Source organism: Caulobacter soli (genome assembly GCF_011045195.1).
GTDB classification, from domain to species: domain Bacteria; phylum Pseudomonadota; class Alphaproteobacteria; order Caulobacterales; family Caulobacteraceae; genus Caulobacter; species Caulobacter soli.
Map to the genome: position 1 here is coordinate 3303720 of NZ_CP049199.1, position 26495 is coordinate 3330214.

The following is a 26495-nucleotide window of genomic DNA, read 5'->3' on the forward strand; positions in this document are numbered from 1 at the left end:
GACGCTTGGAACATCCCGCCGCCCCGCCGGTTTGGAGGTCTCAGTCTTCAGGAGCTCGCGATGCCAGACGTGCAAACCCCGGAATTCGAACCCGCCGCCGGCCGCGCGTCGCAGGCCGAGCGCGACATCCAGACGCCGCTGGACGCCAAGGAAAAGCGCAGCTTCAAGCCCGAGGAAGACGACAAGCCCGCCATGCAGGCCGGCGCCCGCCCCTACCCGGCCCCGCCGTTTCCGGAGCAGCATCAAGCCAAGCCCGGGGTCGAGGCCCGGCTGAACCCGGCTCCGATGTACGACGCGCCGTTCTACAAGGGCTCGGGCAAGCTGGAGGGCAAGGTCGCATTGATCACCGGCGCCGACAGCGGCATCGGCCGGGCCGTGGCCGTGCTGTTCGCGCGCGAGGGGGCCGACGTCGCCATCGCTTATCTGGACGAGGAAGAGGACGCCAACCTCACCCGCATGGCCGTCGAGCAGGAAGGCCGCCGCGCCATCCTGCTGCCCGGCGACGTGGCCGATCCCGCCTACGCCAAGGCTGCCGTCGACCGCACGGTCAAGGAACTGGGCAAGCTGGACATCCTGGTCAACAACGCCGCCTTCCAGGAACACGTGCTCGACTTCGAGGACCTGACCGAGGCCCATTTCGATCGCACCCTGAAGACCAACCTCTACGGCTATTTCCACATGGCCCAGGCGGCGGTGAAGATGATCCCGCCGGGCGGGGCGATCGTCAACACCGGCTCGGTCACCGGCCTGCTCGGCAACAAGGACCTGCTGGACTATTCCCTGACCAAGGGCGGCATCCACGCCTTCACGCGCTCTCTGGCCACCCACCTGATCGACAAGGGCATCCGGGTCAACGCCGTGGCCCCCGGCCCGGTCTGGACCCCGCTGAACCCGGCCGACAAGCTGGGACCGGACGTGGCCCAGTTTGGCGGCAAGACCCCTATGAAGCGCCCGGCCCAGCCCGAGGAGATCGCCCCCGCCTACGTGTTCCTGGCCTCGCCCCAGACGTCGAGCTACATCACCGGCGAAGTGCTGCCCATCATTGGCGGGTACAATGGGGGTTAGGAGCGTTCGCCCTTAACCTCACGCGCTAACGAACCGCTAAGCGCAAGCGTTTAGGTTGTCCGACAAGCGCAAAACGCGCTCTCGGCTTCGCGGCCGATCCTGGAAACCGGACGTCGATGTCGTTCAACAGCATCAACACCAATGTCGGGGCGATGATCGCCCTCCAATCGTTGAACGCGATCAACCGCGACCTGTCCGATACCCTGCGCCACATCGCCACCGGCCTGGCGATCTCCAGCCCCAAGGACAATCCCGCCGTCTGGGCCATCGCCCAGAACCAGCGCGCGGAGTCCAAGTCGCTGGACGCCGTGCGCGCCTCGCTGCAACGCGGCCAGTCCATCACCGACGTCGCCCTGGCGGCCGGCGAGACAGTGACCGACATCCTGGGCCAGATGCGCGAGAAGATGCTGGCGGCCTCCGACACCAGCCTGTCCACCGCCAGCCGCAAGGCGTTGAACGACGACTACCTGAATCTGAAGCGCCAGATCGACCGCACGGTGGGCGCGGCCGACTTCAACGGCGTCAGCCTGATCTCGTCGGGCAGCACGGGTCAGATCCGCGCCCTGGCCAACGCCGACGCCACCGACACCATCGACGTCGACCACGTGGACCTGTCGACCACCGGCGCGGCCCTCTCGGGCATGCGCGCCGACCTGTTGGGCGCGCCGATCAGCGCCGCCGAGATCAAGGCGATGGGCGGCGCGATCGACAATGTGACCGCCGCCCTGGCGCATCTGGGCACCGGCTCGTTCGCGCTCGAAACCCACATGAGCTTCATCGACAAGCTGCAGGACACGCTGGACGCCTCGGTCGGACGCCTGGTCGACGCCGACATGGCCAAGGAGGCCACAAAGCTTCAGGCCCTGCAGATCAAGCAGCAACTGGCGATCAAGTCGCTGAGCATCGCCAATTCGGCGCCCAGCTACCTGCTGAAGCTGTTCGGCGGCTGAACCGCTAGTGCGGCCAGGCCTCGGCGAGGACCGTGGCCCTCCCGCCCTTCCAGCTGACCTCCAGGGACGGCGCCTTGGGCTGGCCCTCGGCGAACAGCTCGTAGATTACCTGTCCGTCGTCCTCGGTGCTCTCGATCACCCGCACGGGCGCGATGTTGGGAACGGCCTTGATGGCGGCGTCGCGCACCGGCTGGGGCGTGGCGGTCCAGGCGATGTCGCGCTGGGTCTCGACGATCTTCCAGGCCTCGCCGACCTGCAGGAGGTCGAACTCGATCTCGGCGCCGTCCGGCAACAGGCCCTCGACGTCGTAGTAGCGGCGGTCCGCACGCTCCTTGAACTCGGCCTGCCTGATCTTCAGGCCGGGCGCGGCGGCGGTGACCACCGCGACCACGGCGGGCGGCAGGTCGGCGGCGACGACGGGGGTGATCTTGGTTTCGGGGACGCCCGCGACAGCGGTCGAGGCCGCCAGGGCGAAGGCTAGCGTCAGGATCGAGCGCGGCATGACGGTTCTCCCAGAATTCTCGTTATGACACCGGTAGCATGACCCCGCTCGACACGGAACATCGTAACCCGATGCGCCACCATTGCGCCGGGCCGCCTCGTGCTAAGCAAGGACATCATCGAGTGAGTCCCCATGGCCCAGCACCTCGCCCTCCTGTCCCTGCTCGTCCGCGACTATGACGAGGCCCTGGCCTTCTATGTCGGGAAAATGGGCTTTTCCCTGGTCGAGGACAGCGAACTGGGCGGCGGCAAGCGCTGGGTCGTGGTCGCGCCCGGCGCGGCGGGCACGCGGTTCCTGCTGGCCAAGGCCGGCGACGACCAGCAGACGGCGCTGATCGGTGGCCAGGGCGCCGGCCGGGTCTGGCTGTTCCTGCACACCGACGCCTTCGAGGCCGACCACGCGCGGCTGAGCGCCGCCGGCGTGAAGTTTCTCGAGGAGCCGCGGCACGAGGTCTATGGCAGCGTGGCCGTGTTCGAGGATCTCTACGGCAACCGCTGGGACCTGCTGCAACCCAAGACCAAGGCCTGATCCATGCGTCGCCTCCTCGCCCTGCTGCTGATCGCCCCCTTGGTCGCCTTCGCGGCCCTGACCGCCGCCCCCGCCCTGGCCAAGCCGGCGCCGTTGCGCGTGCTGTATCTGGACCAGTCGGTCGGCTGGAAGCATGCGCCCGTGGCTCGCCCCGCCGACGGCGGCCTCGCGCCTTCCGAGGCGGCGTTGACCGCCATCGGCCAGGAAAGCGGCGCCTTCACCACCGAGGTCACCCAGGACGCGCGCGAGATCACGCCCCAGCGCCTGGAGCGCGTCGACGTGCTGGTGTTCTACACCACCGGCGCCCTGCCGATCTCGCCCGAGGCCTGGGCCGCGATTCAGCAGCGGGTGGCGGCCGGCAAGCTGGGCTTCGTTGGCGTCCACAGCGCCACCGACACCGCCTGGCCCTATGACGGCCCCGGCGAGACCTACACCCGCTTCATCGACGGCAAGTTCGCGGGCCATCCCTGGACGCAGGGCACGCCGATCCGCGTCGAGACCCTGGATCCCGACCTGCCCCTGGTCGCCATGTGGCCGCTCAGCTTCGACTATGCCGAAGAGATCTACCAGCACAGCGACTTCGACCCGACCAAGGTGCGAGTGCTGCAGACCCTGGACTTCGCGGGCACGTCGGTGAAACGGCCCTACGCCGTGCCGATCGCCTGGGCGCGCGAGATCGGCCGCGGCCGGCTGTTCTTCACCAACCTGGGCCACACGCCCTCGACCTGGGACGACCCGCGCTTCCGCCACCAGATCGTCGAGGCCGTGCTGTGGACGGGCCGGCGCGCCGACGGCCGCGCGACGCCGGACACGCTGCGCCAGTTCCTGTGGCAGGTGAAGGCGCTGCTGGCCTATGAGCCGGTCGAGGGTCGCGACGACCAGGCGATCATCGGCCGGCTGCTGAAGATGGATCCGACCTGGCAGGCCGCGACCGCCCAGCGCATCGCCGACCTGCGCGCGGTCTACCCCGCCAAGCCCGACAGCGATCGGGCGCCGTTCGACACGGCCTACAAGGCGGTGCTGGCGGATGTGCTGACGCGAGGCGGCGCCCGCTAGGCCTCGAACGCCTCCGCCGCCAGCCCCCGGAGGTGCTCCGCGATATCCGCCGGCCATTCGGCGATCCGCTCGGAAAAGCCCGCCGCGTCCCCGGCGAACAGCGCCCGGCTCATGGCCTCGAAGCCCGGGCGATCGCCGGCCATGACCGAGGCGAAGCGGTAGGCCGCGTCGCGGGCGGCCCGGCGACGGTCGGGACCCTCGCTCTCGCGGCGGGCGGCCTCGACCAGCTTGCGCAAAGCGACCGACGCCCCGCCAGGCTGAGCGGCCAACCATTCCCAATGACGCGGCAGCAGGGTCACCTCGCGCGCCGTGACGCCCAGCTTCGGACGTCCCCGGCCGCGCGGCGCGGCTTCGCCCTCCCCCAGACGCAGGGCGATGTCCCAAGGGCCGCCGCGCAGATCGAAATCGACCTGGCGCCCCTCGGGATCGAAGATCAGCAGCGAAGCTTCGGGGGCTTCGGCCAGGCGCGCCTGAGCGGCGACCACCACGTCCAGCTTGGGGCCGGCCGCGAGGCGGTGGTCGCCCTCGAACACCACATAGCCGCTCATCGCCGCAGCCCCTCGGCGTGCAAGGTCGTGCGCCAGTGCTCGCGGCGCTCGACCAGCAGCGACGCCCGGCCCAGCCGTTCCAGCCCTTCGTCGTCGAGCACCTCCAGCACCTCGAAGGCGAAGGCCGCCTCGCCATGCGCGTTCCAGGCCTCCTGCAAGGTGCGGCTGGTGTGGCCGCCCGTGCGCAGGGCGAACCAGACGCCGCTCTGACGGGTGGACAGGTCGGGCGTGCCGCCGATCCAGACCTCACCGGTCGTGGCGCAGCGGATGGCGTAGATCCCCGCCTCGACCTTGCGCTCCCTGTAGGCGCGCATCAGGGCGCGCCGATCGTTCATCGTTTCCATGAGCGCTTTTTATCCGGGTATTTTATGGAGTCAATATTACCCGGGTATATTTAGCGTCCGCGACGAAGCCGGCGACCGCACTCACGGCAAGGCCTATGCGATCTTGGCGAGACCTGGGACTGAGTGTGCGTCCCCATCCGCGTCAGCCAGTCCCAGCCGCTCGGTCACGGCCCGGGTCGACGCGCCGCGCGGCACGACCACCCAATCGCCAGGGTTCGAAGCCTTGACCGCCACGACCGCGTTCTTGGGACAGATGTCGAAGCAGCCGACCTCGATCACCCCGACCCTGGCCTTGCGCCCCTTGCCGCCGACCTGCTTGCGCAACGCCTTGGCCAGACGCTGGTCGCCATTCTCGCCGAAGCCGCCGCCCAGCTTCTTCGAGCATTTTCGGCAGACCAGGACGACCTCGGTCCAGTCGGAACGGGCGCGCTTGAAGGGCTTATCGTGACTCACGGGATCCTGCCTGGGTTACCCCCTCGACATGGGACGAAAGCCGCCGATGGCAAGGTCTTGCCAAAGGCGCTAGAGACCCCGGTCCACGCTGGAGGCCCTCATGGCTCGTAATCTCAAGGGCAAGGTCGTCGCCCCCGCTATCGACCCCGTCGCCCAGGCCGATATCGCCTGGTTCGAGGCGCATGAAGGCCGCGTCTTCCGCCTGCGCGATCCGGCGCCGCTGGAGTTCAAGGACCCCCTAGGCGATCCCGGCGACGGCTTTTCCTGGCGCGTGCTGGTGGCCAAGCTGGCCGACGGCGGCCGCCTGCGCCTGCCAGTGTCCCTGGCCTGGGACCTTCACAACGACCACGCCAAGGACCAGCACCTGCGGATGATCTTCGACCAGGTCGCGCCGGACAAGGCCAAGGCGCTGGTGAAATAGGGCTCAGCCCCGCCGCAGCCAGGCCGCCACCGCCCAGGCATGGGCGTCGTGGCGCAGGGCGACCACGGCGTCGCGCGGGTCCAGCCACACCAGGGTGTGGTCGTCCTCGACCTTCAGCGCCGGCGTCTCGCCGACCACCGTCACGACATAGATCCCGCCGTTGTTGCACACCGGCTGGCCGTCGGACTTCAGGAACGGCTGGCTGACCTCGATCACCCGCGCCCCGACCTCGACGACAAGGCCCGTCTCCTCGCCGAACTCGCGGATCACTGCCGCGGTCTCGTCCTCGCCGGCGTCGACCGCCCCGCCCGGCAGGTCGAAATACGGCGGCCGTCCGGGCTTGCGGACCTCGACCAGGGCGATCGTCCCGTTGACGCCCTCGGCGATGCCGAAGGCGGCCCAGCGGTGCTTGTATTCCAGCCCAGGCTCGGGCGCGTCGAACGCCTGCAAGGGATCAGTCCTTGCCGTAGAGGTCGTTCCACGGATCGGCCTTGCCCGAGACGATATCGTCGACCGTGATCTCAGGACGGTAGCCGATCTTGCCCGTGGCGCTGGCCTTCCAGGCGTCGACGACCATGTCGCGCAGCTGGGTCGCTCCGGCCGCCAGGCGCTCGTCGACGAAGGCCTTGGCGCGCGGATCCGTGGCGACCAGGCCGCCTTCCTTTTCCAGCGTGTAGAGCGGCTCGACGAAGGTCACCGTCGTGGACAGATAGCCAACCGTCCGCTGCTCGATCGTGCAGGCGCAGTCCTTGTAGGCCGGCACCAGCTTCCTGACGTCGGCGTCGACGGCCACCGCCTTGACCAGCGGGCCCTCGAAGCTGCCGTGCGTGGCCCGGCTCTGGGTGTAGCCGTTCGGATTGGGGTAATCGCCCCAGCCATTGTAGTGCACCGACAGATGCAGCGGCTGGCTGGCGTCGCCGACATAGTGGGCCCAGACGCCCAGGTCGCGGACCAGCAGCTCCTGGCGTCGCTTCAGATCGGCGACGTAATAGGCCTTCTTGGTCTTGTCCTTCTCGGTCTTGGAGACCGCCTGCAGGATGCGCCAGTAGGTGAAGTCCTTCACCAGCTGCTGGTAGCCGTCGATGATCGAATACGGCAGGTAGCCGGCGTTCCAGCTATCGTGGCCGACGGCCGCCAACGCTTTCTCGTAGTCGGCGCGGGTGGGCGGCAAGGTCTCCACCGTGAACTTCGGCCCGCCGTACATCTTGCCCTCGTCGTCGACGTCGAGGAAGTGGGCGGCGTCGCGGTCGGTGTCGTGGAGCTTGCCCGAGCCCTTCCAGCGGTCCGGCTCGCGGGCGTATTCGCCGATCGCGGCCACCGCCTCGGGCGTGCGCAGGAAGGCCGGCAGGTCGCTGGGGAAGCTCTCGGCGGCGACGACGCCGACCATGCGGTGGCCCCACGCGCCCCAGGCGAAAGCCGAGCTGGCGGGGGCGGCCAAGGCGACGACCAGCGCGGCGCTGGCGAACAGGCGACCAAGGGGACGAGTAGACGGCTTCATGCGCGCTCCAACGAAACTGGCGACCGCGACGGCTTGGCGATTCCGCGACTCGTTCAGGTCCCCAGGACCTGCCCAAGACGCGCGCATCGCCCCAAAAGCCGTGGGCGACTCCGGTTTATGCCACCCGCGCCGCGACCGCCAGCGCGCGTCGCGCGAGCCAGCGAGCGTCAGCATGCAACCCCTTGTATGGCCAGGGATTGCGCTCGCGAAGGAACCAAATCGCGCTTCAAACGATGGCGCCTCGCGCCGCCGCTAAGGGTGCGGCGCGACGTCCGGTCGCCTCCAGGTGGGTTGTCACGGGGCCGTGATCTTAGTAATCAGGCCGCCGACCGACACTCTACGCCGATAAGAGGAACCCCTCGATGCGACGCACGTTTGCGGGATTTCTGGCCGTCGCGGCCATGTCCATCGCCCTCCCCGCCCTGGCCGCCGACTCGGACTCCAAGTCCGATCCGCTGGGTGACCTGATCACCGGCGCCCTGACGGGCACGATGCCCGGCTCGGTCGAATACAAGATGAAGGCCACGCTCTACCACGCCGGCGCCAAGGGCATCCGCGCCCTCGACAGCCTGGGCTGCAAGGTGGTGGCCATGCGCACCCTGGCGGTCGACAAGGCCGTGATCCCGCGCCGCACCGTGGTGTTCATCAAGGAAACCGTCGGCCTGCCGATGCCGAATGGCGAAAAGCACGACGGCTACTGGTACGCCTCCGACATCGGCGGCGCCATCAAGGGCAACAAGCTGGACCTGTTCAGCGGCCAGGGCGCTTCGTCGATGAAGCCCCTGATGGACCTGAACCTCTCGACCCTCTCGGTGACCAAGGTCGGCGAGTTCAAGGGCTGCCCGCCGGAATAGTCCCGGCCGAAGCGCGGACCGGATGCCCGCTCCGCAGCGATCAAAGACCCCCACGATCTAGATCCCCTCTTCATCGCGCCGCGACGCGGCGGCCCGGGCCGCCGCCGCCACACGCAGCCGCCGACTGATGCTGCGGCGAAGATAGTTCATCCGCGCGGCAGTGCGCCCGCTGTCATCATCCATCGGGTCGGCGCTGTCGGGAACGGGCGGACGCGCGGCGCGGATACGGGCGCGGGTCTTGGATCGAGGCATGACATCTCCTTTCGCGGAGGGGACATGCTCATGGGCGTGTCCCCAACTCTAGACACGGCTTGGCCGCCTCACGCGGAAAGCCGCTGAAGGGACGGGGAGGGCTGCGGAGCGCCGGGCCAGGCCCGGAAGCTGTTTGACGAAATACCGTTTCGACCAGGACCGACGCTCCGCGCGATCGTTATCCGGGAGCGCCCGGCGATCGGCCCTGTTCGGACCTCGCCAGTCTTAGCCCCCGACGGGCGGGCCGGGCTCGCGTGGCCCGGTCCCGGAACGCCTGCGTCACCGCAAGCCTGTCGCCTCGCCGGCCCTCATCCAACGCCGTATCTGTGTTCCAGGCCCGGCCGGCACCAGATGGATGAGGTTGGCGGCTCCTTGCAGAACCGCCGCCGACGAGCACGCCCGCTCGACCGCACCCCAAGGCCGCGAAGGTCGCAGGCCTTAGCGCCCTCCCCATCGCCTTGTGGTGAGCTGATTATGCCGTGGGCGCGAGAGGGCGAGGACAGGCCGAATTTCGGCTTTGATTTCGCTGAGGAAAGACAATGGGAGCGACGCGGATAAGGTTTTCGGGCTCGCGATCAGACGGCGTCCAGGCGGTTTACGCGAGAGCGGCTACGCCGCCTGGTGGGCAGCCGCGCCAAGGCCGCCACGTCAGCCAGCCGCGCCGACCTATGACGCGCCAGTGTCAGGACGGAAGGGCTGCTCGCCGCCAAGCATCACCTTGGTCCGAAGACCTGTCACCGGGTCAGTGCGATGCATGTTGAAACGCCGACCGGCAAAGGGGCCGTCGATCAGATCGAGCAGCATGAACTCCAACAGCTTGTTCTGGGGCGTCGCGAAAGGCGAAATCAATTCCAGCAGCCACAGGGTCTCCCCGCCCGACCAGTCAGCGGGGTCCAGGCGCGTACCGCTCTCCAACTTGGCTTCAGCCTCCGGGGTCAACCACGCCCAGAGCCCCAGGCCAAGCGGAAGACGCTCCAAGCTCTCCCGGTCGAGGCCAAGGGCGACGAACCCGGCGGGATCGATGGCGTCGAACCCCGGCGTCGGTCCGAACCGGAAAAGTCGGAACTGTCCGGCGGTCACGGCCGGCATGATCGACCACGACAGATCCTTGATCTTCAGCTCGCGGTGCAGCGGGGATTGCTCAAGCAACCACACGATCTGCCCAAGCACCTCGGTGACGGCGATCGCGCCATGGGACGGGGAACCGGAAATCTCCGTCATCAGAAGGGCCTCATGGTCGGCAAGGCGGTGAGCAACGCCGGCGTGCCAGGCTTGTCATGGGCCGCCAGCCACGGACTAGCGCTGGTTGAGGGATCGAACATCGCCATCGCATTGATCATCTGGAACCGCATGCGAGCGGCCAAGGCGACATTCCGATCGAGCGCGGATACGGCGGCCATGACGGCTGGATCGAAGACCTCGTCCTTCGACGCCGCGCCGAGCTCGGCCGCGAACGGCTGGCCAGGTGTTGAATCAAGGTGATCATGGCTGACGGCTTGAGGCGTCGGCGCGGTGGGTGATTGAGGATCAACGCCACCAATCGCCGCGTTTCGCATCTGCTGAGCATGGCGCTTGATGGCGTCGCGCATGTCCTGTGGAAGGGAGGCGCGAGGCTTGGCGGCCTGGTCGGCGCTGCGCACCGCCCCGCCCGGCGCCGCCGCGCCTACCCCGGCGTCAGCGCCCTGGGCTCCACCCGGAGAACCGTCGCCCTCTTGAGAGCCGCCGGTTGGCCCAAAGGCCAGCATGACATCGCCGACAGCGCCAACGGTTCCGTCTTCGCGCACGTAGGACGCGGTGGCGTAGACCACGTTGTCGGTCGCGCCCTCCGGTTTGGCCCCCGTCAACGACAGGGTCAGCCCGATCGCGGTCACCTTGTAGTCGCTCAGGGACTTCAGTTCGGAAGCCTGACTGACGCCGTCCTGGTTGGCGTCTCGCCAGACCTGGAATTCCCCGAAACGCTTGTCGCCGCGGTCGAAGAACCCGTTCTTGTTGCTGTCGTAGGCGGCCAGGCCTTCCAGGTCCGAGACGGCCCCGGCCACATCGCTCTTGAACGAGATCTCCGAGCCGTCGCCGATCAGCCCGTCATGGTTGCGGTCGAGCACCAGAAGACCGTCGTCGGCGCTCACCCAGCCGGTGGCGCGCTTCACCCCATCGCCCAGGTTGTCGAAAGCGACGTTGGATGTCGCGCGTGACACCAGCTCCACCCCATCGCCATCCAGGTCCAGGACCACGGGCGGAGTCTGGCCGCTGATGCGCGAAGCCAAGGTGGCCCACTCGCCGGTGCCGTCGAAATAGACCGCCTCGACGCCATCGACCGTGTCGACGCCCTCGTTTCCGCTCAGCGTCCGCACCCGCACGGTGCCGTCGGCGTTCTGGGTGAAGACGTAGTTGTTCATCCCCTGCTCGTAGACCAGCGTGTCGTAGCCGGCCCCGCCGTGGATGACGTCGTTGCCCGCGCCGCCGTAGAGGCTGTCGTCGCCCGCCAGGCCGTCGATCAGATCGGAGCCGTCGCCGCCCGCGACCCAGTCATCGTTGCCGGACGTCCCGTTGACGGTCCAGCCGACCAGATCGTCGATCGCCATCCAGGTGTCGTCGGCTTCGAAATAGACGGCCTCGACATTGACCAGGGTGTCATTGCCTTCCGTGCCCGCCAGCGCCGTGGCCCGGATTGTGCCGTCGGTGTTGCGCGAGAAGCTGTAGTTGGTCGAGGCGCCGTAGTAGAGCGCGGTGTCATAGCCGGCGCCGCCGTCGATGCGGTCATCGCCGCCCCAGCCGCGAATGCCGTCGTCGCCGCCCAGGCCGTACATCCATTCCTGGAGGGCCGTGCCTTCGATCAGCGCGTCGGCGCCGGCCGTCCCCTTCAGAGCGACGAGGTCAAGCGCCGCGACCCGGGTGTTGTTGCCCTGGAACAGGACGGTTTCGACGTCGTAGAGCGTGTCCACGCCGTCCGTCCCGCTCGTGGCGGTGATCTTCACCGAGCCGTCGCTGTTGCGCACGTAGGTGTAGTTGGTGCGCTGGAGACTGAGGATCGCCGTATCGGCGCCAGCCCCGCCGTCGAGGCGGTCGTTGCCGGCCAGCCCTTGCAGCGTGTCGTCTCCGGCCAGGCCATAGAGATTGTCGGCGCCGGCGGTCCCGACCAAGGCGTCATTGCCGCTCGTGCCGGTCGTGCCGGGGGGCGGCACCAGGTCGGTGATCGCCTTCCAGGTGTCGTCGGCCTCGAAGTAGACCGCTTCCATGTTCACCAGCGTGTCGGTGCCTTCGTTGCCCGCCAGAGCCGTGGCCTTGATCGAGCCGTCGGCGTTGCGAGAGAAGGTGTAGTTTGTCGACGCGCCCAGATAGAGGGCGGTGTCGTAGCCGGCTCCCCCGTCGATGAGATCGTCGCCGCCCAGGCCGCGAATGCCGTCATCGCCGCCCAGGCCGTACATGGTCTCGGAGAAGGCCGTGCCCTGGAAGAGGGCGTCGTTGCCGGCCGTGCCCTTGAGCGCCACCAGTTCCTGGACCGCGACCCGGGTATTGTCGCCCTTGAACAGGACGGTCTCCACCCCGATCAAGGTATCGACGCCTTCGGCGCCGCTCAGCGCGGTGATCTTCACCGAGCCGTCGGCGTTGCGCACGAAGCTGTAATTGGCGCGCAGGAGGTTGAAGACCGCCGTGTCCGAGCCGTCGCCGCCGTCGATCAGGTCGTTGCCCTGAAAGCCCTGCAGAGTGTCGTCGCCCGCCAGGCCGTAGATGTTGTCCTTGCCGCTGGCGCCGTTGATGGTGTCGGCCGCCGCGGTGCCGTAGCCCACGACGACGTCGGTCAGCGCCGCGCCGGACGGATCGCCCGCGAAGTACAGGTACTCCACGTCGATCAGGCGGTCGGTTCCTTCCGCGCCGGTGCTGTCGACCACGGTCACCGATCCGTCGGCGTTGCGGCTGAACGTGAAGTTCACCCGCTTGCCGGCGTAGCCGATCTCGTCGGCTCCCGCGCCGCCGTCGATCACGTCGTCTCCGGCCTCGCCGTAGATCAGGTCATCGCCGGCGCCGCCGTAGATCTTGTCCTTGCCCGCGCCGCCGAAGAGCTGGTCGGCGCCGCCCAGTCCGTAGAGGTTGTCGTCGTTGGCTGAACCGAGCAGGAAGTCGTCATCACCCTCGGTGCCGTAGTCGCCGGCCATTTCCTGGATGCCGCGCCACTGGCTGTCGGCCTCGAACCAGAAGGCCTCGACACCGTCGAGCGTGTCCACGCCGTCGGGTCCGGTCTTGGCCGTCACCTTCACCGTACCGTCGGCGTTGCGCGAGAACGTGTAGTTGGTGACCGGGCCCTCATAGATGATGGTGTCGTAGCCCTCGCCGCCGAAGATCTTGTCGTCGCCCGCCTCGCCGCCGATCTGGTCGTGGCCTTCGCCGCCATAGATCACGTCGTTACCGCCGCCGCCGAAGAGCACGTCGTCGCCCGCCAGGCCGGTGATCGTCTCCGCGCCCGCGCCCCCGATGATGGTGTCGGCCCAGATCGTGCCCTGGTTGCCCTGGCCCGTCTGGCCATCCATGACCTGCTTGAAGATCTGCTCGCGATTGAGCGTGGCGCCCCCGTTGAAGCGGATCTGCTCGACGCCGCGTCCGGCGTTGTCGCCGGCGCTCAGCGCCAGGTCGGTGGCGAACTGGCCCAACACCCGGATCGTCTGGCCGGTCTGGTTGATCCGGATCGTCAGGTCCGAACCCGAGACGCCTAGGGTGACCTGGGCCAAGCCGAGATCGCCGAGGTCGAGGACGTCGAAACCGGGCACGCTGGCGCTGTCGGCCACTTCGTCGATGACGTCGGACCCGTCGCCCGATTTGTAGGCGTAGACGTCCGAGCCGCCACCGCCGATCAGGGTGTCGTCGCCCAGGCCGCCGATCAGGTTGTCCGCCGAATTGGCGCCTTGCAGTGTCTCGGCCGCGTTGGTCCCGCGAACCGCGATGTTGGCCGTGACTTCGCCGTCCACGCGGATCAGATCCTTGAAGACCATGCGCTCGACACCCGCGCGGCCGCCCCCGCGTTGGTTCTTCAGGGTCAGGGTCTCGCCAGTCGAGATCACCTTGACCATCACGTCCTGGCCCGACTGAGTGAGCAGCACGTCGCTGCTCATCACGTCGGTCATGTAGAGCGTGTCGACGTCGCCGCCGCCCGTTCCGTCGTCGGTGATCACATCGGCGCCATCGCCCAGGTTCCAGACGTAGGTGTCGGAGCCCCCGCCGCCTTTGACCTGGTCGGCGCCCTTGCCCCCGGCGAGGATCTCGGCCTCGACGGTGCCGGTGAGGGTCTCGGCCGCCGCCGTGCCGTTCAGGCGCGTGTTGACCTGATAGTACGGATCGGCGGCTTTATAGGCCTCGACCGAGGCGTATTGACCCAGATACTCGATCTCGAGCGGCGGAAGCTGGTAGGCCAGCACCATGTCGCCCACGAGACCCTTCGTGCCGTTCGTGCGAACGAACTCGCTGGTGCCGTAGAGCACGTTGTCGGTCGCGCCTTCGGGGTTTTCGCTGGTCCGGGTCAGCGTCAGATTGACCGCGCTGATGCCATAGAAGCTCAACGTCTTCAGTTCGCTGGCCTGGCTCACGCCGTCCTGGTTGACGTCGTCCCAGATCTTGAAAGCCGAGAACTGTACGTCGGCGCTGTCGAAGAAGCCGTTCTTGTTGCTGTCGTAGGCGCGCAGACCTTCCAGGTCCGACACGCCGTTGGGCACGTCGGCGGTGAAGCTGATCTCCGAGCCGTTGTTGATCACCCCGTCGCCGTTGCGGTCCAGCACCAGCATGCCGGTGCCGGCCTTGGCCCAGCCCGTGAGATCCTTCTGCCCGTCGCCGTCCTGGTCGAACATGATCTGGCTGTCGGCGAGGCTGGTGAACTTCAGCCCCTGCCCGGTCAGGTCGAACATGATCGGCGACGACGGACCGATGTCGTAGTTGTTGACGTCCGTGCGGCGACGATAGGCGATCACCGCCACGCTCGAGGCCCCGTGGTAGTCGGTGATGACGACGCCGACCTTGCCCTCGTTATAGGCGCCGATCGGGAATTTGAACCTGATGCGGTCGTTGATCACATCCTGGCCCTGAAGCGAGATCTCGCCCGTGGAGATGTGATCCGCCCCCTCGATCGTGATCAGGCTCTGGGTCAGCGGCCCCGGCTCGTCATCCCAATACAGCATCGTATGGATGGCTTCGATCACACCATTTTTGGCGCTGTTGTAGAACGTCCGCCCCCCAATCGTGCCGCCGGGGCGTTCATTTTCATCCGTCGCCTGGACGGTGAACCAACGGCTCTTGGTCAGGCCCGGATTGTCCCAATCCTGAACGGTGACCTGGACGCTCACCCTGCCGACGGTTTCGAAATCGATCTGGCGCTGCAGGCGCAGCTCGCCGGTTTCCTCGTTGATGGAGACATAGTCGTTGGGGGAGATCGAGAAGCGCTGCTTGCGGAAATAGGCCTGGGTGTCCGGATCATCGATCGCCACCGTGCCGATCGGCGTCAGGCCCGCGCCAGGCGCGTTCTCGCTGATCGAGAAGGTGTCGCCCTGCCTTCTGTAGTCGAAGTCGGCCGCCTCGTTGACGTCGCCGACCCACATCCAGGACTCGCCCGGGTCGCCCCAGAGCCCGCCCCCGTCCCTGGCCGCGATCCCGACCCGCAGGCCGATGTCGAGGCGACCGTCGCCATTCATGTCCCGGAAGACGCGATCGGCGCTCTGCCCCATCTGGTAGAGTTGCTCGAAGTCGATATTGACGCCGTACCTCATATAGACGGCGCTGTTGTAGTCGTAGAAGAAGCCTGACGGATCGGAGGTCACATAGACGTTCGCGTAACCGCCGTCGGGATCGGTGGCCATCAGCCCCCGCAGCGGATCGGCCGTGTAGGTGCTTTCATTGATCGGAACCGCGCCGCTGGAGTCGTAGGGCTTGTTGGGCTTTTCGTTGATGTTGCGGATGACCACGGACACGCTCGTCGTGCCCGGCGAGGCGACCAGTCCGTCCCAGCTGCGAACCTGGGCGGTATAGACGATCTGCTCCTGACCGCCGACGGCCTGGACAGACATGCCGTTCTGGCCGGCTCGCGCCTGGGCGATCAAACCTTCGAAGTCGATCGCTCGGCCAGCCCACGTCAGCTGCCCGCTGTTTGGATTGAGCGAGAACAGCGTCAGGGGGTCTGAGACCAGTTGGAAGGTCGGGAAGGTCCTGTCCGGATCGGTGGCCGCGAAGGTCGCCACCAGGCCGAGCGGCGTCCCTTCATCGACTGCGGCCACGACTTGGCTGACCGTGGGCGTGGTGGGCGCTTCGTTGACGTTTTCGATCCGCACCATGATGGCGTCGGTCACCGGCGACAACAGGCCGTCGACGCCCCGCGCCGCGCCTCGGACGGTATAGGTGACTTCCTGAACGCCGTTACCGTCGAAATCGGTCAGGGTCAGGTTCGGATTGCCGCCGATCTGATCCCGGAGCGTCTCGAAGTCCAGCTGCAGGTTCGGCTTGAGCTGGATTTGACCGCCGACGACCTGGAACCAGCCCAGGTTGTCGCCGACCACTTCGTAGGTGACGGTCGAGCCGCTGGGGAAGAGCGTCCCATCCGGATCGACCGATCCGGACAGTGTCGCCACGGTCTGGCCGCTCGTCGGACCTTCCAGGAGCTTCACGGAACCGCCTGACAAAGTGGGCCGGGTCGGTGCTTCCGCCAAATTGTTGAGCTGGACCGTGAAGGTCGAAGTGATCGACGCTCCGCTCGGATCGGAAGCGCGCACGATGATGTCGTAGAAGGACTTGGTTTCGAAGTTGAGGCTCGCGCCGTCCCTGACTTTCAGCTGGTTGCCGACGAACTGGAAGATGTCGGCGTAGGTGTCCAGCGAGAAGGACAGGGTGTCGCCGTCGGGGTCCACGCCGGTGAACGCGCCGATGAGACGTCCCTGCTCGACCACGCCCGTCGAAATCGATTCATCCACCCGCAGCGCGCCCGGATTGTTGATCGCCGTGGGCTTGGCGTTGATGACGATGGCGAGCTGCTGGCTGGCGCTAGCGGTGTTGCCGTTGGCCTCCTTGGCCGTGGCGGTGATGGTCAGGGCCTTGGACCCGGTCAGGTCGGCCGACTGGGTCGTCGGGCCAAACAGCCTCAAGCCGGCAAGGTCGGCGAGCGTCAGCTCCCACACGCCATTGCCCTTGTCGGTTCCCTTGTTCAACGTAAGGCCGACAAGATTGGAGATCGTCACGGTGACGACCTCGGTCGTCCCCTGCGGGCTCACCTGGATGTCCAGCGGAATGCCCGCACCGCCCTCGAAGGTGTTCCCGGTCGCCTGCAGGCGCGAAATGATCGGCTGATCGGCGACCGCCGTCACGGTCAGGGTGAACAGCTGCTCGGAGATCAGCGTACCGTCCGAGGCCAGGATCTTGATCGTGGCCGCACCGTTGGCGTTGGGCCGTGGCGACAGGGTCATGGTCCGCAGGCCGCTGGCGTTAGGGCCACTGACCGTAGGCTGGTAGACCAGCGTGTCGTCCAGCTTGGACGTGTCCGAGGCCTGCACCACCTGGGCGCTGACCAGGAGGTTGTCGTAGCTGACGACGTCGTCGCGGACGTAGAACGACACAGTGATCGAGCCGTCCTCGTTGATCGTCTGGCCGGCGATGGCCACCTCGGCCGTGGCGCTGGTGCTGATGACCGGCTTTCTGTTGACGCCCCAATAGCTCTTCCAGGCGTTTTCGAACGTCGAGTTGGCATGCAGCGTCTGGTAAGCCGCCACTGTCGCGGGCTTGGTGTAACCCGCCATCAGCGTGACAAGGGCCTCGGCGTTGACCGTGGGCGTGTAGTGTTCGCCCAGCAGGAAGAAATCGATCTTGTAGTTGGCCCGCTCGTTGGTGGTGGTGGCGAGGTACCAATCCTTGACCGTCGTGACGACGCTGGTTCCGACCACCGAAACGACCAGATCGTTACCGCTTTTGCTGAACCACAGAATGTTCTGGTCGATGTTGTCGTAGCCGACGACGTCGATATCCTCGCCGTTGGGGTCGAAGTTCCAGATGGTGTCGGAGCCGGAATTGGAGTCGATGTAGAAGGTGTCGCTGCCTTCCCCGCCCTTGAGGATGTCGTTGCCCGCTCCGCCATAAAGCTTGTCGGGGCCGCCCAGGGCCTGGAGGATGTCGTCGCCGTCACCGCCATACAGCGTGTCCGAGCCCGCGCCGCCGGTCAGGGTGTCGTTGCCCGCGCCGCCCCAGAGCTCCACGCCGCCGTCGCCGCCGGTCAGGGTGTCGTTGTAGGCCGAGCCGACCAGCACCTCGATGCCGTCCTCGAAGACGTCGCCGGCGGCTTCGCCGACCGTCCCGCCTGTGACCAAGTTGACTGTCACCGCCGCGCCGGCTTCGGCGTAGCTGACCGTGTCGCGCCCGAGGCCGCCGTTGAAGCTGTCCGCGCCGACGCCGCCGATCAGGAGGTCGTCGCCGTCGCCTCCGACGAGGCGGTCGTTGTCGCCCTGCCCGCGCAGCTCGTCGTTGCCGGCATCGCCCTGCAGCAGGTCGGCGCCCAGGCCGCCCTCGAGCCTGTCGTCGTTGGCCCCGCCGCTCAGGATGTCGGCGCCGTCCTGGCCATAGAGCCGGTCCTTGCCGTCGCCGCCGTTCAGGGTGTCCACGCCCGCCCCACCGTCCAGCAGGTCGTCCCCGACGTCACCGTCCAGGGTGTCGTCGCCATCGCCGCCGACCAGGCTGTCGTCGCCTGCCGCGCCCTTCAGCCAGTCCGCGCCGGCCTTCCCGTCGACGACGTCGTTCCCGCTGCCGCCATCGATGATGTCGCGGCCCGCGGCGCCGTTCAGGGTGTCGGCGTTGACGCCGCCATAGAGGTAGTCGTCGCGATCCACCACGTTGAAGGTGAAGACGCGCGACACCGACAGGCCGTCGGCCGCGCCGGCGCGGTCGGTGGCTATGACCTTCACCGAAACGGTCGGCGTGGTCTCGAAATCCAGACGCGCCCCGGCCTTCAGCCGCAGGGTCAGATTGTTGACGATCTCGAAAGGCGAGTTGGCCGGATCTTCGAGCGTGAACTGCAGCGCGCCGAAGTTGCCGCCTGACAGGGTGTCGGCGTCGCTCGCGCTGAGGTTTCCGATGACGATCGGATCCAACGCCTCGGTCGAGACCGGATGATCCCGCTCGATGATCGAGGTCGCCCCGGTCAGAGCAAGGTTCGTCGGCGCCTCGTTGACGTCCTCGACATAGATCGTCTCCTGGACGGTCGGCGAGGCCAGGCTGCCGTCGTTCGTGCGCAACGTGACGGTGTACGCCACCTCCTTGGCTCCATCGTGGTCGATGTCGCTCAAGGTCCAGCCGGCGGCCGCCAGGCTTTCGATGTCGATCTGTTTGCCCGCCTTGAAGCGCAGCTCACCGCCGACGATCTCCAGCCAGTCGCTGGGCTGGGAGACGATTTCCAGGCTCAGGGGCGCGTTGGCGCGATCCGGATCGGTCAGGGTGTAGGTCAGCGCCACCTTTCCGCCGACGTCGCCCTCGCCGATGATCGCCGGCCGCGGCGTGCTGGCTTCGGGCACGTACGGCGTCTCGTTGACGTCGCGAACGGCGATGTCGAAGCTCTTCTCGGTCGTGGCGGTCCCGTCGGACACCCGCACCCGAACGGTGTAGACGCCGTTCTGGCTGGTCTCGAAGTCCAGGGTCTGGCTGTTGAAGACGCTGAGCACGCCGTCGGCCGAGATCTTGAAACGATCGCCGGCGTTGTCGGCCAGCGAATAGGTCAGGGCGTCGCCCTCGGCGTCGGTGGCTGTGAACTTGCCCACCACCGTCCCGATGGCCGTCCCCTCGTCCAGTTCCAGGACGCGATCGGCGACCGGATCGGAAGGGGCGTCATTGACCGCCCCGACCTTGAGACTGACGACCTGGATGGCCGTATTGCCCGCCGCGTCGGTGACTCGCAGTTCAAAGTGGTCCGGGCCGTTGAAGTCCAGATCGGGCGTATAGGTCCAGGCGCCCGTCTGCGCGTCGAGGGTGAGACGTCCCTTCAGGGGTTGGGCGGCGACGCTGTAGCCGATGATGTCGCCGTCGTCGTCGCGCGCGACGATCTGACCGTTCAACGGGGTGTCTTCGGCCAGGCTCAGCTGCAGATCCGACACGACCGGCGCGGCGGTGGCTCCAGCATGCCAGTAGGTGGACAGCAGCTTGGCGATCGCCTCGGGCATCGCGCTGGGGGTCGCCCCCGCCGAAGCCGCGGTCATGGCCATGATCAATGGCGAAGCCGCGTCCAGGAAGAGCACCGAACCGGCCAAGGCCAGATGGCGCACGCTCGTCCCGCCCGCCGCATAGAAGCCCTGCAGGGTCACCGCGGTGTTCCCGCCAATGACGCTGACGACCAGATCATCGCCGGTCCGCCGCAGCCACACCTGATCTTGGGCGACATTGGCGATCGCGATGCGATTGGGACCTTGGTTGTCGACGATCCGGTCCGCGCCCGAATTGGCGTCGAACATATAGGCGTCGGCGCCGGCCCCGCCGTACAGCAGGTCCGCGCCCGCATCCCCGCTCAGTTGATCGTTCCCGTCGCCGCCAAACAGCTGATCATCGCCGGTCCCGCCCGCCAGGACGTCATCGCCCGCTTCGCCATAGAGCAGGTCGGCGCCCTCGAGACCGCCGAGGGTGTCGTCACCGGCGTCGCCATGCAGCTCATCGTCGCCCGCGTCGCCCGACAGACCGTCGGCGCCGTCGCCGCCGAACAGGACGTCGCGGCCCGCGCCGCCGCTGAGAACGTCGTCCCCAGCGCCCCCCTCGAGACGGTCGTCGCCGTCTTCGCCGGCCAAGGCGTCTGCGCCGTCGCCGCCATAGAGACGGTCGGCGCCCGCGCCGCCAAGCAGGACATCGTTGCCCGCCCGTCCGTCGATCACGTCGTCGCCGCCGAGGCCCGACAGTCGATTGGCCCGCGCGTCGCCGTTCAGGCTGTCGGCGAACCCGTCGGAACCGGTCACGTTCTCGATCGTGCTCACGCCGGCGGCCGCGACGATGACGTCGCCTTGCGCGTCGCCTCCGGCCGCCGTTCGGGCGGCCAGGTCGATGGTCACGCCCGCGCCGGACCGCACGTAGCGGATCGTATCGCCACGTGACTTGGTCTGGTCGTTGGGATCCAGCGGCGTGTTCGAACTGACGCTATCGACGCCGCCGTCAAGGGTGTCGGCGCCCGCGCCGCCCTCCAGCACGTCGTCACCATCGCCGCCCTGGAGCGTGTCGGCCCCGCCCGCGCCGGACAGCACATCGTCGCCGGCCCCGCCCGCCAGCGTATCGGCGCCGCCGGCGCCGACCAGGAAGTCCGCGCCCGCCGTCGCGGCCTGACCCGTCAGCCGCAGCGTGGTCAAGTCGACGGTCAAGCCGTCGTCCAGCACCAGATTCTCGATGCGGCGATCCGTGCTGGATTGATCCTTCAGGGTAACGCCGCCGCCGCCAGCCACGGTGATCTGCAGATCCGCGCCCGACTGACTGAAGCTGAGATCGGAAAGGCTGACGCCCGTCATCTCAAGGCTGTCGAGGCCGCCCGCGCCAGCCCGGCTGGTCTGCCAGATGGTCTGCAGACCGTTGCCGGAACGGACCGCGCCCAGCTTCCACTGCCCTTCGCTCGCCGGCCATTCGCCGCCGGCGGGCACGTCGTGAGGGGCGCCGTAGAGGAAGTCGACATTGTCGCGGCTTTGGTAGACGACCGCGCCGTCGCTCCTGCGCGTCACCGTCAGGCGATAGCGATACCAGTTCGCGCCGACCACCACGCCCTGGCCAAGGTCGGTCCAGGTGACGGCGAACTCGGCGTTATTGAGCGAACCGTCGGCCTTGAGGATTTCCTGGACGGCGTAGAGCCCGTCCCCGACCACGTCGGCGCCGCCGTCGAAGACGTAGGTGTCGTCGCCGCCGCCGCCGAAGAGGCTGTCCGAACCCAGGCCCCCGGCCAGAACATTGTCCTGGTCGTCGCCGCCGAGCACGTCGTCTCCCGACGATCCCCCCAACCCTTCGACGCTGTTGTAGACGTCGCCCACCGCATCGCCAGTATTGGCGAAGCTGGCCCCCAGATAGGCGCGCACGGGCTGCCCGCCGGCGTAGCTGGCCAGGTCGGCGCCGTCGCCGCCGAACAGCAAGTCGGCGCCCGCCCCGCCGGCCAGGGTGTCATCGCCCGAGCCGCCGTAGAGGATGTCCGCGCCCGTGTCGCCGCGCAGCGTGTCGGTTCCGGAGTCGCCCGCCAGGATGTCGGATCCGGCCCCGCCGGCCACCACATCGTCGCCGGCGCCGCCCGTGATCCAATCGTCGCCGGTTCCACCGAGCAAGGTGTCGTCGCCGTCGCCGCCGCCCGTGAGCGTCAAGGCCACGGTCGAATGGCGGCCGGTGGCCGCGAAGACGAAGTTCTCGATCGACTTGCCGACGGAGAACCAGTCCTTGATCGTGATCTGATCGGCGACGGCGTCGAAGGCGCTCAGATCGCCGTCCTTGGTGATCGCGATCTGCAGGTCGCCGCCGTTACGACGGAATACCAGGTCCTGAATGTCGACGCCGACGCCGAATTCCAGGGTGTCGATCCCGTTGTTGGCGGAGATGACGCCGTTCACCGCGCCGAGGTGTCGCCGCAGGGTCTGGGTCTGGTCGCTCCAGTCGTAGCCGCCGCCCAGCCAGTGGGAGCCGTCGAAATAGACGACGCCGTCCTTGCGGACCCTGCCGTCGTCGCCAAGCACATAGCCGTTGGTGTAGTCCGTGCCCGAATAGATCAGATCCCAATTGTTGACGAGGTCATCCATCAGGATGTCGCGACCGTCGCCACGGCTGTAGCGGAAGATGTCGTCGCCCGCGCCGCCGACGACCTGGTCGGCCCCCTTGCCGCCGACCACCAGATCCGACCCTGCGCCGCCATAGGCGAAATCGTCGCCGTCGTCGCCAAAGACGGTGTCGTTCCCCGCCCCGCCCAACACCTGATCGTTGCCCGCGCCGCCGGTGACCCAGTCCTGGTCCTCGTCGCCGGCCACCAGGTCATCGCCCAGCCCGCCCGAACCGAAGTCGTTCCCGGCCAGGCCGCGCAACTCGTCGTCGCCGTCGCCGCCATAGAGGAAATCAGCGCCCAGCGTGCCGATGATGACGTCGGCCCCGCCGGTGCCGACGATGAAGGACGTCATGTCGCCGATACGCAGCTCGTCGCCGTTGGCGAACCGCAGCCACTCGACACGGCGGGAGCTCTCGAACCAGTCCTTGATCACCAGCTCGTCGCCGGTGGCCACCTGCGGATGGCTCCCGTTCGCCAGGGTGACGCTGGTGTCTTCGATCGTCAGCTGGATGATCAGGTCTTGTCCCGGAGCCCCGGCCGTTCCCGACCGCCGCAGGATCACGTTCTCCATCGTGACGCCCAGTCCGAAGACCACCGCGTCGTCACCGCCCTTGACCGAACCGTCGACCTCGTAGTCGCCGCCGCCCGCCCAGTTGCGCGCCAATTGCCCGGCGCTGATCTGGGCGATGCGCTGGGAAAGGCTGTCGCCCGAACCGCTATAGGCGCCGCCGCCTTCATCGAGGATCACGTCGTGGCCATCGGCATAGCCGAACACGTACTGGTCCGAACCGGCGCCGCCGAAGATCGCGGCTTCGCCGTTCGCGCCTCGGTCATCGCCCGCGTCGCCCTGCAGAATGTCCGCGCCGGCGCCGCCATAGAGTTGGTCGGCCCCGCCGCCGCCCTTCAGCCAGTCGGAGCCGCGCCCGCCATAGAGGCGATCGACGCCCGCGCCGCCGTCCAGCAGGTTGCCGTCGCCGCCGGCCGCCGCGACCGCGGCCGCCGCGTCGACATAGATCCCGCCGGCCGCGCCGCTCAGCGCGGCGCGCGTGACCACGCCCGCCTGCACCACGTCGCCCGCGAACAGCAGGTCGTCGCCGTCGCCGCCAATCAGCCAGTCGTCGAGCTTGCCGCCGACCAGCTTGTCGTTTCCGGCTTCGCCCAGCAGGTCGTTGCCTAGGTCGCCACCGACGATCAGATCGTCACCGTCTCCCGCCGTGACCAGGGCCGCGATCGGAAGTCTGGCGCCGCCTCCCGTATAGGTCTGGCCGTTAAGACTGATCGAGGTCGAGGACGATTGGAGCACGTCACCGACGATCGTAATCTCGTCCGCGCCGCCGGATCCTCCGATGAACGATTTGCTCTCCAGGGCGATCGTGTCGCCAATGTAGCCGACGACCTCATAGTTCTCGTCATAAACGACGAATTCGCGGTCACCCTCTTCGTTGAGCTGGGCGAACATGGTCGAGGCAAGGTAGCTTCTGCCGTCGATCGTCAAGTCGATCGCTTCGTCCAGGAACACCTGCCAGCCGCCGACCCAGTCGGTGTAGCTGCGCTTGCCCAGGCCCAGTTCATCGGCCCTGGCCAGGGTCAGGAGCCAGCTGCTGGCGAAGGCGCTGTTGGGATCGGCCAGGATCGCCGCATTCACCAGGGTCGGATCGCTGATGTACGACAGGTAGTCCTGCGCGACCATGACATCGCCCAGCACCGCCTGATAGTCGAACTTCCCGTCCGCCAGCGGCGCGTTGGGGTTGCCGTCGCCGCCACTGGCCGCCAGGTTCGTCGCCAGGGCGCGCTTGGCGTAGGTGTTTCCGCCTGCCAGGCGTGGCAGCATGTCGCTCAGGCCGACATAGACCCCATGCTGGATGATGTCGTCAGCCGTGCGGCTCTTCACCATGGGCGAGGCCGACCAGTAGACCAGGTCCTTGTTGCGCATGCCGTACTGGCCGCCCAGAACGCCTTGCGGATCGAGCAGCTTGGAGCCGGTCGTTTCGATGACGGTGTTGAAGGCGTCCGCGACGGTCTCGGCCAGTTGCCGGGCCGCTGTCTTTTCGCCGCCGCGCTTGGCGCTGACGCCAGAGACGATGAAGTCGCCCTCGCCCTCGCTCCAGGTCACGCTGGCATAGGATTTCGAGGCGCCGAACATCGACCCGATGAAGCCGAACTTCAGCTTGCTCTCCAGCATCGCCAGGGCGGCGACGACATAGGCGACGGGGTTCGTGGGTCCCAGCGCCAGGATGATCTTGCCCGCCTCGATCGCCCCGATGACCGAACCGATCGACGATCCGATCTGGCCGTATTTGCTGCCGGGCGACCAGATCTTGTCGGCCACTTCACCGCCGATATAGGTCGACAGGATCAGGGCTGGATTGATATTTGACAGGCCGCTCGTCAGCGACCCGTTGCCCGCCAGGAAGCCTGGCAGGTTGTGGATCATCTGACCGATCGCCTGGGAACCTAGGGATGAGGACAGGTCGCCCACGACCGTGCCCTCCAGGCCCAGGGCATCGATGAGCTCGGCCGCGATGTAGGACGACACAAAGCCAACGCCGCTGTCGATCGTGTTGGCGCCCAGCTCGTGCAGGGAGTCCTCCAGGACCTTGAACACCGCGCCCGAAGGCAGGGTCTTGGCTACGCCGCCGGCGGCGATGATCTCGCCCAGGTTCTCGAAGACCGTGTCGGCGACGGCCGAGAGCGCCACCTGGGCGAACGGATCGCGCACGTTCAGCAGGATGCTGACGATCGGGCTGAACTGCTTGGCGGCCGAGCCGGCGGCGTCGATGTGGCTATAGACGTACTCGTCCAGCGCCAGCGTCCGGATGATATCAGCCGAATTCTCGGTGGTGGTCTTGCCATAGAGGATGGAGTCAATCGTCGCCTTCAGGCTCTCGGGAACCTGATCGGCCTTGAAGGCGGCCGTCATGCCTTTCGCCTGGCCGTCCAGGACGGTGTAGTAGACCGTATCGCCCTCGACCCGCAGCCGGGCGTGCGGGACCAGCTTGCCGTTCTCGGTCTTGAACGTTCCGTCCTCGCCGACGGCGAAGGCGTATCCGTAACCGGTCTGTCCCTTGGCGTAGACCGCGCCCGCAGCGTCTCGGACCAGGTTTTCACCCTTGCGCGCGCCCTTCACGGCGATCGGCTCGGCTTTCGCCGACATGACCATGACATCCGTGATGCCGGCCGCCCGCCAGAGCTCGGGATCGTAGGGCAGGTCGCCGGGGTCCAGCTCCAGGACCTTGCCGTTGGCGATGATCTTCACGTGGGGCAGCTGACCCGTCAGCTCGTCCCAGGCGTCGGCCTTGGGATCGAAGGTGTCGTCGTCGTAGCCCGGGTGATCGCGCCAATAGACACGGCCGTGCGCCATGGCGCGCGAGGTGATGCCCAACTCGATCGCGACCACAGCCAGCGTCGCGAAGCCGCCAGCGGCTTCCGCCGAGAGTCCAAAGGTGCGCCCCGCGCCGACCTCGATCATCTTTTCCATGCTACTGCCGACGGGATCGGCGAAGTAGGCGATCTTGTTCATACCGTGGAGCAGCGCCTGAGCATTCTTCAGGTTCTTGAGCTTGACCCGACCCAAGGACGCCGCGCTCAGGAAAGATTTGCCGTCACGCGTCACCTGGGTGAGATCCGACAGGCCGTACTCACCGGCGTTCGAGCCGTTGAGCCACTTCGCCATATTTCGGATCGCGTCCTGCTCGTTGGACGACAATTCTCCGAGCGTATTGTCGATTGACGCCAGATAGATGGCCTCCTTCGATAGACCAGTGGCGGCGACCAGTTTGGCGATATAAGGATCGGTGTCGTTGACGAACCGGGCCGTCTTCATCACCTGGGTCAGTTGATCGGCGGTCAGGCCCGTCAGATCGGGACGATACGTCAACGCTATTCGCTGGAAGTCGATGACTTCCTGAAGCGCTCGCCCCCCCTGCAACTCCGCCATGAGGGCGTCCGTAGCGCCCGCCGGCTTCTGCTTCATGATTAAGTCTTGGTAGGCTTGATCCGACTGCAGCAGTTGCTTGAGGTCATCGCTGATGGTCGCCTCGACCGCTGCCTTGACGCTGGCGGTGTAATCGATATGGCTTCCCGAATGAACGCTGGCGCCAACGATATTAGCCAATTCGGGTGAATTCGGCAGCACGATGGCGTTGGACGCCGCCGTGTTAATCGAAAACCCCCCATTCGACTGCAAGACCTTCAGATAACGCCCAACAATATCGTCTTCCCTGAATATTTCCAGAGGGACAACATGGTGCCTCTGCGCACCA

Annotated in this window: 15 protein-coding genes; 6 read left to right on the forward strand and 9 right to left on the reverse strand. The window is 67.2% G+C overall.

From position 1 onward, the window contains the following. Window positions 1-60 precede the first annotated feature (60 nt). Entirely contained in the window at window positions 61-1065 is a 1005-nt protein-coding gene (locus G3M62_RS15500; RefSeq protein WP_165188484.1) for an SDR family oxidoreductase, read from the forward strand. Between the two features lie 116 nt (window positions 1066-1181). Next, entirely contained in the window at window positions 1182-2015 is an 834-nt protein-coding gene (locus G3M62_RS15505) for a flagellin (RefSeq protein WP_165188486.1), read from the forward strand. A gap of 4 nt (window positions 2016-2019) precedes the next feature. Here G3M62_RS15505 and G3M62_RS15510 read toward each other — a convergent pair whose 3' ends face one another. Beyond that, window positions 2020-2517, reverse strand: a complete 498-nt coding sequence (locus G3M62_RS15510) for a PepSY-like domain-containing protein (protein ID WP_246263295.1) — start codon at window positions 2515-2517, stop codon at window positions 2020-2022. A gap of 132 nt (window positions 2518-2649) precedes the next feature. Between G3M62_RS15510 and G3M62_RS15515 the strand changes: the two genes are divergently transcribed. Next, window positions 2650-3045: a VOC family protein gene (locus G3M62_RS15515; RefSeq protein ID WP_165188488.1), complete on the forward strand. Its 396-nt coding sequence runs from the start codon at window positions 2650-2652 to the stop codon at window positions 3043-3045. 3 nt (window positions 3046-3048) lie between these two features. After that, window positions 3049-4101 (forward strand): ThuA domain-containing protein, encoded by a 1053-nt coding sequence (locus tag G3M62_RS15520; RefSeq protein ID WP_165188490.1) that lies wholly within the window; start codon window positions 3049-3051, stop codon window positions 4099-4101. On the opposite strand, the gene G3M62_RS15525 is transcribed toward G3M62_RS15520, so the two are convergent. The 3 genes from G3M62_RS15525 to G3M62_RS15535 all read right to left on the reverse strand — a co-directional run bounded on the left by G3M62_RS15525 (window position 4098) and on the right by G3M62_RS15535 (window position 5446). After that, window positions 4098-4649: a DUF2239 family protein gene (locus tag G3M62_RS15525; RefSeq protein ID WP_165188492.1), complete on the reverse strand. Its 552-nt coding sequence runs from the start codon at window positions 4647-4649 to the stop codon at window positions 4098-4100. The genes G3M62_RS15520 and G3M62_RS15525 overlap by 4 nt on opposite strands. Next, window positions 4646-4993: a GIY-YIG nuclease family protein gene (locus G3M62_RS15530; RefSeq protein WP_425483789.1), complete on the reverse strand. Its 348-nt coding sequence runs from the start codon at window positions 4991-4993 to the stop codon at window positions 4646-4648. Before G3M62_RS15530 ends, G3M62_RS15525 begins: the two co-directional genes overlap by 4 nt. A 93-nt stretch (window positions 4994-5086) precedes the next feature. Continuing rightward, window positions 5087-5446 carry a (2Fe-2S) ferredoxin domain-containing protein gene (locus tag G3M62_RS15535; RefSeq protein WP_165188494.1) on the reverse strand — a complete coding sequence of 120 codons (360 nt, stop codon included), beginning with the start codon at window positions 5444-5446 and terminating at the stop codon, window positions 5087-5089. 100 nt (window positions 5447-5546) lie between these two features. Here G3M62_RS15535 and G3M62_RS15540 point away from each other — a divergent pair, with 100 nt between their 5' ends. Beyond that, entirely contained in the window at window positions 5547-5867 is a 321-nt protein-coding gene (locus tag G3M62_RS15540) for a hypothetical protein (protein ID WP_165188497.1), read from the forward strand. Window positions 5868-5870: 3 nt separating this feature from the next. On the opposite strand, the gene G3M62_RS15545 is transcribed toward G3M62_RS15540, so the two are convergent. After that, window positions 5871-6317, reverse strand: coding sequence for an NUDIX domain-containing protein (locus G3M62_RS15545; RefSeq protein WP_165188499.1), 447 nt, complete (start codon window positions 6315-6317; stop codon window positions 5871-5873). A gap of 4 nt (window positions 6318-6321) precedes the next feature. Then, a complete protein-coding gene (locus G3M62_RS15550; protein WP_165188501.1) occupies window positions 6322-7365 on the reverse strand; it encodes a phospholipase C/P1 nuclease family protein in 1044 nt (347 codons plus the stop codon). 362 nt (window positions 7366-7727) lie between these two features. Between G3M62_RS15550 and G3M62_RS15555 the strand changes: the two genes are divergently transcribed. Further along, window positions 7728-8219: a 3D domain-containing protein gene (locus tag G3M62_RS15555; RefSeq protein ID WP_165188503.1), complete on the forward strand. Its 492-nt coding sequence runs from the start codon at window positions 7728-7730 to the stop codon at window positions 8217-8219. 57 nt (window positions 8220-8276) lie between these two features. Here the strand turns inward: G3M62_RS15555 and G3M62_RS15560 are convergent, their stop codons facing one another. The 3 genes from G3M62_RS15560 to G3M62_RS26770 all read right to left on the reverse strand — a co-directional run bounded on the left by G3M62_RS15560 (window position 8277) and on the right by G3M62_RS26770 (window position 26110). Continuing rightward, window positions 8277-8471 (reverse strand): hypothetical protein, encoded by a 195-nt coding sequence (locus tag G3M62_RS15560; protein WP_165188505.1) that lies wholly within the window; start codon window positions 8469-8471, stop codon window positions 8277-8279. A gap of 666 nt (window positions 8472-9137) precedes the next feature. Next, window positions 9138-9692 (reverse strand): toxin-activating lysine-acyltransferase, encoded by a 555-nt coding sequence (locus G3M62_RS15565; RefSeq protein WP_165188507.1) that lies wholly within the window; start codon window positions 9690-9692, stop codon window positions 9138-9140. Next, entirely contained in the window at window positions 9692-26110 is a 16419-nt protein-coding gene (locus G3M62_RS26770; protein WP_281360060.1) for a calcium-binding protein, read from the reverse strand. The genes G3M62_RS15565 and G3M62_RS26770 overlap by 1 nt, the downstream gene beginning before the upstream one ends. Between the last annotated feature and the right edge of the window lie 385 nt (window positions 26111-26495).